This is a genomic window from Bradyrhizobium sp. (assembly GCF_049691595.1).
Classification (GTDB): Bacteria; Pseudomonadota; Alphaproteobacteria; order Rhizobiales; family Xanthobacteraceae; genus Bradyrhizobium.
This window is the reverse complement of the sequence record NZ_JBAVNZ010000365.1, coordinates 1-7,724: the sequence shown is the minus strand read 5'-3', so window position 1 is coordinate 7,724 and position 7,724 is coordinate 1. Positions and strand designations below refer to the sequence as shown.

The 7,724-nt window shown below is 63.5% G+C and carries 9 protein-coding genes and 1 pseudogene; 3 read left to right on the top strand and 7 right to left on the bottom strand.

What is annotated here, in order from left to right:
• The 6 genes from WCE35_RS16145 to eno all read right to left on the bottom strand — a co-directional run.
• Positions 1 to 438, bottom strand: a 438-nt coding sequence (locus tag WCE35_RS16145) for a biotin/lipoyl-containing protein (protein ID WP_424594340.1), incomplete at its 3' end; no start/stop codon positions are given.
• A 29-nt stretch (positions 439 to 467) separates the two neighbouring features.
• Positions 468 to 1,490 (bottom strand): pyruvate dehydrogenase (acetyl-transferring) E1 component subunit alpha, encoded by a 1,023-nt coding sequence (pdhA, locus tag WCE35_RS16140; protein ID WP_424594339.1) that lies wholly within the window; start codon positions 1,488 to 1,490, stop codon positions 468 to 470.
• 222 nt (positions 1,491 to 1,712) lie between these two features.
• Complete coding sequence (locus WCE35_RS16135) at positions 1,713 to 2,030, bottom strand: FtsB family cell division protein (protein ID WP_424594338.1); 318 nt, start codon at positions 2,028 to 2,030, stop codon at positions 1,713 to 1,715.
• Between the two features lie 54 nt (positions 2,031 to 2,084).
• Positions 2,085 to 2,639, bottom strand: coding sequence for an NADPH-dependent FMN reductase (locus tag WCE35_RS16130; RefSeq protein ID WP_424594337.1), 555 nt, complete (start codon positions 2,637 to 2,639; stop codon positions 2,085 to 2,087).
• Between the two features lie 229 nt (positions 2,640 to 2,868).
• On the bottom strand, positions 2,869 to 4,008 hold the full coding sequence (locus WCE35_RS16125) for a zinc-binding dehydrogenase (RefSeq protein ID WP_424594336.1): 1,140 nt from the start codon (positions 4,006 to 4,008) through the stop codon (positions 2,869 to 2,871).
• Between the two features lie 49 nt (positions 4,009 to 4,057).
• Positions 4,058 to 5,341: a phosphopyruvate hydratase gene (gene eno / locus WCE35_RS16120; protein WP_424594335.1), complete on the bottom strand. Its 1,284-nt coding sequence runs from the start codon at positions 5,339 to 5,341 to the stop codon at positions 4,058 to 4,060.
• Positions 5,342 to 5,520: 179 nt separating this feature from the next.
• Here eno and WCE35_RS16115 point away from each other — a divergent pair, with 179 nt between their 5' ends.
• Genes WCE35_RS16115 through queF form a run of 3 tightly spaced genes read left to right on the top strand, consistent with a single transcriptional unit; the run spans position 5,521 to position 7,389 of the window.
• Positions 5,521 to 6,513: a virginiamycin B lyase family protein gene (locus WCE35_RS16115; protein ID WP_424594334.1), complete on the top strand. Its 993-nt coding sequence runs from the start codon at positions 5,521 to 5,523 to the stop codon at positions 6,511 to 6,513.
• A gap of 35 nt (positions 6,514 to 6,548) precedes the next feature.
• Positions 6,549 to 6,881: a c-type cytochrome gene (locus tag WCE35_RS16110; protein ID WP_424594333.1), complete on the top strand. Its 333-nt coding sequence runs from the start codon at positions 6,549 to 6,551 to the stop codon at positions 6,879 to 6,881.
• Between the two features lie 55 nt (positions 6,882 to 6,936).
• Complete coding sequence (gene queF, locus WCE35_RS16105) at positions 6,937 to 7,389, top strand: preQ(1) synthase (protein ID WP_424594332.1); 453 nt, start codon at positions 6,937 to 6,939, stop codon at positions 7,387 to 7,389.
• 89 nt (positions 7,390 to 7,478) lie between these two features.
• On the opposite strand, the pseudogene WCE35_RS16100 reads toward queF, so the two are convergent.
• A pseudogene (locus WCE35_RS16100) lies at positions 7,479 to 7,724 on the bottom strand (MFS transporter); the annotation flags it as partial.

Genomic DNA, 7,724 nt, shown 5'->3' with positions numbered 1-7,724 from the left:
CATTTCGGTACCCGCGGGCACTTCCGGATCGGGTTCGGCGGCGGGCGCCGGTCCGGGCGCCGTCTTCGGCGCATGGATCATCGGCCTGCCTTCGCCGACCGGCGAACGAGACTCCGCGACCTCATGCGCGACGTTCGGAGCAGGTCCGGACGGTTTTGGCGGCGCGCTTGCCTTGCCGAGATCGGCGGCGCTCTCGCCGTCAGCCAGAATGGTCGCGATCGGCGTGTTGACGGCGACGTCGGCGGTGCCTTCCGGGATCAAGATCCTGCCGAGCGTGCCCTCATCCGTCGCCTCGACCTCCATCGTCGCCTTGTCGGTTTCGATCTCGGCGATCACATCGCCCGACTTGATCGTCTCGCCTTCCTTTTTCAGCCATTTGGCGAGGTTGCCCTTTTCCATGGTGGGCGACAGCGCGGGCATCAGCACTTGAATGGGCATGGGAACTCCGAAATAGGCTTGCGCGCGCGTTAGCGATAGACATCGGTATAAAGTTCGGACGCATCCGGCTCGGGATCGCGCTGGGCGAAGTCCGCCGCGTTGTTGACGATCTCGCGCACCTCGGCGTCGATGGCCTTCAATTCCTGCTCGCTCACCCTGGCCGCGAGCAGACGGTTGCGGACCTGCTCGATCGGATCCTGATCGTGGCGCACCTTTTCGACCTCTTCGCGCGTGCGATACTTCGCAGGATCGGACATCGAATGGCCGCGATAGCGATAGGTCTGCATCTCCAGGATATAGGGCCCGTTGCCCGCGCGGCACCAGGCGACCGCCTCGTCGCCCGCGGCTTTCACCGCGCGCACGTCCATGCCGTCAACCTGCTTGCCGGGAATGTTGAAGGAAATGCCGCGCCTGGAGAAATCGGTCTGCGCGGATGACCGCGTCACCGAGGTTCCCATAGCGTAGCGGTTGTTCTCGATGACGTAGACCACCGGAAGCTTCCACAGCTCCGCCATGTTGAAGCTTTCGTAGACCTGGCCCTGATTGGACGCGCCGTCGCCGAAATAGGCCAGGCTGACGAAATCGTTGCCACGGTAGCGGTTGGCGAAGGCAAGGCCGGTCCCAAGCGAGACCTGCGCGCCGACGATGCCGTGGCCGCCATAGAAATTCTTCTCCTTGCTGAACATGTGCATGGAGCCGCCCTTGCCCTTGGAATAGCCGCCATGCCGACCGGTCAGTTCGGCCATCACGCCCTTGGCGTCCATGCCACAGGCCAGCATGTGGCCGTGGTCACGGTATCCGGTTATGACCTGGTCGCCCTGCTTCAAGGCCATCTGCATGCCGACGACGACGGCTTCCTGGCCGATATAGAGATGGCAGAAGCCGCCGATCGCACCCATGCCGTAGAGCTGGCCGGCCTTTTCCTCAAAGCGGCGGATCAGCAGCATGTCGCGCAGCGCAGCCAGCTCCTGTTGCCTGCTGAATTCCGGAGGAGACAAGTAGGCGTTTTCCTGCGCTGTTTCCTTTGCGACGCTCTTCTTGGGTGCGGCCATGGCGATTCCGGATGCGAGAGTGAATTAGGTTCTCTCTATCCCAACTCAAACCGCCGTGAAAGCGCCGTGAAGGCATTGCGTGATACGGCCGAACGATTGCCATGCCGCAGTGCAATGCGGCGACATTTTCGAGATCGCAATCGCCGATTTTTGAAATTTGAGCGCAATCCGGAAAAGTGGATACCGGTTTTTCGACCCAATCGTGCTGGCTCACGATCGATATCAGTTCGGTTTGATCTTCCGAACCAAATCTCGCGGATTGGCGTAGTCGAGCTGGAAGCGCGCGCGCTCGTCCAGCATGTCCGGGTCAACCCGGTCCGACCTCAGCAGCGAGACGCGCAGCTCACCTTCGGCGCGCTCCCGCTTCAGCCGTGCCAGCTCCGACGTCAGCGCGACGATCTCCTGGTCGAGTTCCTGCCGCGCGTTCAGCCCATATTTGCCGGTGTAGGCGTTGACGCCGAAATAGCCGACCATCAGCGCCGCCATCGTGTAGAGGGCGAGCCCGGTCAGGATCGATTTCAGTCGGCTGCGTGAGACCATGCAGCCAGCATGCGACGATCCGGTTAAGGGAATGCTAAATCCCGCCTGCGCCGCCTATTTGTTGTGCAGCTCGATAAAGGCCGCGAAGGCGTCGATGTATTGCTGCAACACTTTTTGCAGCGATTCCTTGATGAGCTGGCCCTTGTCGTCGAAGGCATCGCCTACCGCGTTCAGATACGCCTCCGGCTGCCCCATGATCGGGCCCACGATACCCGGCAGGAGCTGCTTCAGGTTCATGGCCGCGCTGACGCCGCCGAGCGGGCCGGGCGAGTTGCTGACGATGCCGATCGGCTTGCCGAGGAACGAGCTCTTGCCGAAAGGGCGCGATCCGACGTCGATCGCGTTCTTCAGCACGCCGGGGATCGAGCGGTTGTATTCGGGCGTCACGAACAGCACGCCATTCGACTTCTGCAGTTTTTCGCGGAACGACAGCCAATCCGCCGGCGGCGCCGCTTCGAGGTCCTGGTTGAAGAATGAAAGGCCGTGCAGGATGGTGACGTCGAGCTTCAGCGAAGCCGGCGCCAGCCTGGCGAGGGCGTTGGCGATCTTGAGCGAAAAGCTCTCCTTGCGGAGGCTGCCGACGATCGCGACGATGGTGTGCGTGGCCATGGATTTTCCTTCTTGAAGCCGGACCGGCTGCTTTCAATTACGCTGCATCCAATTACGCCACATCGGCAGAAAGATGCAAGTGCATGAAACGCTCAATTCCGGAAACGCTGCGTTTTTCAAAGGTGCATGAAAGAAGCAGGCAGGTCGCCGGACCGGGACGGCCTGCTGCGCCAACTTTCCCCGCGGCGATCAAATCGCCGCAGCGCCGTCATTGGCGGTTGCCGGCTCGTCAGCCCTTGCTCGGATTGATCAGGAATTTCTCGCCGGTGGCGCGCTTGTTGTAGACGGCGATGTTGGAAAGCTGCAGCGCTTCCTGCAGCGACACCACCTGGGTGTAATGGCTGGCAAAGGTGGTCTTGAGTTCGGCAAGCACGCGCTGGCGCAACCTTGCGCCGTCAGCCGGTCCGATCTTCTGCAGGAACGGGAACAAGAGCCAGCCCCCGACGCCCCACATCATGCCGAATGCCCGGTTCAGCTCGATCGGCCGGGGATCGAGCGCGCCATAGACATAGACCTGCTTGTGAACGCTCGATCCGTAGCGGCTGTAGACCTTGGCATTCTTGTTGGCAGCGATCTCCATGCAGGTGAGGATTTGTCCCGCGAGCTTGCCGCCGCCAATGGCGTCGAATGCGATGGTCGCGCCGGTTTGCACCAGCGCGGCTGTCAGGTCATCCATGAAGGTCGGCGCGGTGGAATCGCAGATATATTTGGCGCCGATCTTGCGCAGGATATCGGCCTGCTCCTGGCTGCGAACGATGTTGACGAGGTCGATGCCGTCCTTGATGCAGATCTTGTTGAGCATCTGCCCGAGGTTGGAGGCGGCCGCGGTATGCACCAGCGCCTTGTGGCCCTCGCGCCGCATGGTTTCGGTCATGCCCAGCGCCGTCAGCGGATTGACGAAGCAGGACGCGCCTTCGGCCGGCGTGGTCCCCTCCGGCAGGACGAGGCAGTCCGCAACCCGCACGGTGCGGTATTGCGAGTACATCGCGCCGCCAATCAGGGCGACGGTCTTGCCCATCAGCGCCTTGGCCGTGTCCGAGGATCCGGTCCTGACCACCACGCCCGCGCCCTCATTGCCGACCGGCATGGATTCATCGAGCCGCCCGGCCATCGCCTTCATCGCGGCTTCCGGAATTTTGGCGGTGATCACCGGCATTTCCCTGGTCCCGGACGCCTTGGCGGTCGTCATGTCGGCGGCGCCGACCAGAAGACCGAGGTCCGACGGATTGATCGGCGCGGCCTCGACGCGGACCACAACTTCGTCGGGGCCGGGTTCGGGCGTGGGCAGGCTGACCAGCGACAGCTCGAGTTCGCCGCTCGTCTTGATCAGCGAGCGAAGCTGCAGCCCGGTCCTGGTGTCGGCGCTCATCGTGAACCTCCCTTTTGCATTTCTTGTGAATTCCTGACGCCGCGTCCCTTCACGCCAGCGCCTTCAGCGCCGCCTTGCCGGCGTATTTCGCCTGCGCGCCCAATTGCTGCTCGATGCGCAGCAACTGGTTGTACTTGGCGGTGCGGTCCGAGCGCGCCAGCGAGCCGGTCTTGATCTGCCCGCAATTGGTGGCGACCGCGAGGTCGGCGATGGTGGAATCCTCGGTCTCGCCGGAGCGGTGCGACATCACGGCGGTGTAGCCGGCCTTGTAGGCCATCTCGACCGCGGCAAGCGTTTCCGTCAGCGTGCCGATCTGGTTGACCTTGATCAGGATCGAATTGGCGCGGCCGTATCTGATGCCGTCGGCAAGGCGCGTGACATTGGTGACGAACAGATCGTCGCCGACGAGCTGGCACTTGCTGCCGATCAGATCGGTCAGTTCCTTCCAGCCGTCCATGTCATCCTCGGACATGCCGTCCTCGATCGTGACGATCGGATAGCGCGAGGCCAGGTCGGCGAGGTATTTCGCCTGCTCGGAACGCGAGCGCGTCTTGTTCTCGCCGCCATAGACGTATTTGCCGTCCTTGAAGAATTCGGTGGCGGCGCAGTCCAGCCCCAGCATCACGTCGTGGCCGGCCTTGTAGCCGGCCTTGCCGATCGCATTCATGACGAAATCGAGCGCGGCGTCCGCCGACGGCAGGTTCGGCGCAAAGCCGCCCTCGTCACCGACATTGGTGCTGTGACCGGCCTTCTTCAGTTCGCCCCGCAGCGTGTGAAAAATTTCCAAACCGCAGCGCAGCGCGTCGGCGAACGTCCTGGCGCCGACCGGCAGGATCATGAACTCCTGGAAATCGATCGGATTGTCGGCATGCACGCCGCCATTGATGATGTTCATCATCGGCACCGGCAGGGTTCGCGCCGAGGTGCCGCCGACGTAACGATAAAGCGGCATGTCGAAGGATTCGGCGGCGGCCTTGGCGCAGGCCAGCGACACGCCCAGAATGGCGTTGGCCCCTAACCGGCTCTTGTTCGCCGTGCCGTCGAGATCGATCATGATCTGGTCGATCTGGACCTGCTCCTCGACCGACCGGTCGCTCAGCGCCTCGAAGATCTCGCCGTTGACGGCGTCGACCGCCTTCCGCACGCCCTTGCCGAGATAGCGCGCCGTGTCGCCGTCGCGCAGTTCGACCGCCTCATGGGCGCCGGTGGAGGCACCGGATGGCACCGCGGCGCGGCCGACCGAGCCGTCTTCCAGCACCACATCGACCTCGACCGTGGGATTGCCGCGGCTGTCGAGAATTTCGCGGCCGATGATGTCGACGATGGCTGTCATGATCTTGCGCTTTCCTTAAATGGTGCTGCCTGGTTGAGGCGCGTCTTACACGGCGCGCAAGCAAATGTGAACGCTTGCCCGGGGGCTCTGGCCTGACGGTCGCACACGGTTAAGGTTATGCTCATCCGAGGTTGATCTTCGCGTCCGAACCTTCCTTCCCACAGAGCCGGGGTAACGCAATGAACCGCCGCCAGTTTCTCTCCTCGACGGTCATCGCTCTCGTTGCCGCCCCGGCCCTGCTTCGCGGTGCCGGCGCGCAGGAAGGCCCGTTCAAGGTGAAGTATTATCCGGTCGCCGACGGCATGGGCTCGCGCGACGTCGCCCCCGCCGCCGACGGCACCGTCTGGTTCTGCGGCCAGCGCAACGGCACGCTGGGGCGGCTCGATCCGCGGGACGGCGCGTTCAAGCTGATTGATCTCGGCAAGGACGCGGCCCCGCATGGGGTGACCATCGGACCTGACGGCGCGCCATGGGTGACCGAGGGCGGGCAGAATGCCATTGCCCGGGTCGATCCGGCCGATCACAAGGTCACGCTGTTCCGCCTGCCGGAAAAGGAAGCCCATGCCAACCTCAACACCGGCGTCTTCGACCGAAGCGGAATTTTCTGGTTTACCGGCCAGTCCGGCATCTACGGGCGGCTCGACCCGAAATCGGCTGACATCACGGTGTTCAAGGCGCCCCGCGGCCGCGGGGCTTACGGCATGACGATCACGCCAAAGGGCGAGGTCTGGTATGCTTCGCTGGCCGGCAATCACATCGCCCAAATCGATCTGGCGACTGGCAATGCCAGCATCGTCGAACCGCCCACGCCCAATCAGGGCGCGCGCCGGATATGGTCGGATTCGAGGAGCCGGCTTTGGGTCAGCGAATGGAACAGCGGCAACGTCTCGATGCACGATCCGGCCGACGGCTCCTGGAAGGCCTGGAAGCTGCCGGGCGACAATCCCCGCACCTATTCGGTCTATGTCGACGACAAGGACAAGGTCTGGCTCACCGACTTCTCGGCCAATGCGATCGTGCGTTTCGATCCCAAGACGGAGAAATTCAATACGTTCGCAAGCGACAGGCCGGGCGCCAATGTCCGGCAGATGGCCGGCCGGCCCGGCGAGGCGTGGGGCGGTGAATCCGGCACCAACCGACTGGTCATGATTCAGACCGTCACGCCGGCGTGAGATTTTTCGTTGTCCTGCTGCTCCCTCTCCTGGCGATGGCTCCGGTTGCCGCCGAAGCTGACGGCGAGCGGCTGTTCGCAACCTGCCGCGCCTGCCACAGCCTCGATCCGGCCGCGCGCGGCCTGCCCGGCCCCAATCTCGCCGGCCTGATCGGGCGCCAGATCGGCGGCGATGCGACTTTTGATTACTCGCCGGTGCTGCGCAAGGCGCGCGATCAAGGGCTGCGCTGGGACACCAAACGCCTGGAAACTTTCCTCGCCGATCCCGCCGGGATGTTTCCGGGCCTTTGGATGTCGATGCGCGGCATCGAGGACGCCGCGGAACGCCAGTCGCTGGTGCGGTTTCTGGCGGACCCACGGTCGCGCTGAAGGTTGACGACGACGCCCGGTTGCGTCCAAGTCAGCGCGCGCACAGGATAGGAAGATGGCTCGAAAATCATTGCAACTCGGCCGCGCCGTGGAATGGCCCGGCTCCCCGGAAAAGGCGACGCTCGACCGCGTGCCCAACCCGCAAAAAGATACCAATTACCTGGTGCGGTTTACCGCGCCGGAATTCACCTCGCTCTGTCCGGTCACGGGACAACCGGATTTCGCGCATCTGGTGATCGACTATGTGCCGGGCCAGTGGCTGCTGGAATCGAAGTCGCTGAAGCTCTATGTCGCGAGTTTCCGCAATCACGGCGCTTTCCACGAGGACTGCACGGTGATGATCGGCAAACGGATAGCTGGCGAGATCAAGCCCAAATTCTTGCGCATCGGCGGCTACTGGTATCCGCGTGGCGGCATCCCGATCGACGTGTTCTGGCAGACCGGCAGATTGCCGAAGGGCATGTGGGTCCCGGACCAGGGCGTGGCGCCCTATCGCGGGCGGGGGTGATCTCGCCGTGCGCCATCCTGACGCGACCCACGCAACCCCATCGAATAGCTGATGGCGGCGGCTAGCCGGGCTCGATGACGAAAGCGCGGCTATGCGGCGCCTGCATCGGCGGGGCGCGTCAGCCGCAGCAGCCGCGCGCAGACGAAGCCCAGCGCAATCATCGCGGCGGCGGCGGTAAGCAAGGTCGGCACCTTGCCAGCATGCTGAATGCCAAAGCCATAGGCGATCGGGCCGATGGTCTGGCCCATGAAAAAGAAGAATGAATGCAGCGATAGCGCGGTGGCGCGGGCTTCGACTGACAGTTCGCTGGCGAACACCTGCAGGCATCCATGGAT

Bases quoted from the DNA above. Each gene is read 5' to 3' on its own strand.
- pdhA (WP_424594339.1), bottom strand. From the start codon at position 1,490: ATGGCCGCACCCAAGAAGAGCGTCGCAAAGGAAACAGCGCAGGAAAAC.
- WCE35_RS16135 (WP_424594338.1), bottom strand. From the start codon at position 2,030: ATGGTCTCACGCAGCCGACTGAAATCGATCCTGACCGGGCTCGCCCTC.
- WCE35_RS16130 (WP_424594337.1), bottom strand. From the start codon at position 2,639: ATGGCCACGCACACCATCGTCGCGATCGTCGGCAGCCTCCGCAAGGAG.
- WCE35_RS16125 (WP_424594336.1), bottom strand. From the start codon at position 4,008: ATGAGCGCCGACACCAGGACCGGGCTGCAGCTTCGCTCGCTGATCAAG.
- eno (WP_424594335.1), bottom strand. From the start codon at position 5,341: ATGACAGCCATCGTCGACATCATCGGCCGCGAAATTCTCGACAGCCGC.
- WCE35_RS16115 (WP_424594334.1), top strand. From the start codon at position 5,521: ATGAACCGCCGCCAGTTTCTCTCCTCGACGGTCATCGCTCTCGTTGCC.
- WCE35_RS16110 (WP_424594333.1), top strand. From the start codon at position 6,549: ATGGCTCCGGTTGCCGCCGAAGCTGACGGCGAGCGGCTGTTCGCAACC.
- queF (WP_424594332.1), top strand. From the start codon at position 6,937: ATGGCTCGAAAATCATTGCAACTCGGCCGCGCCGTGGAATGGCCCGGC.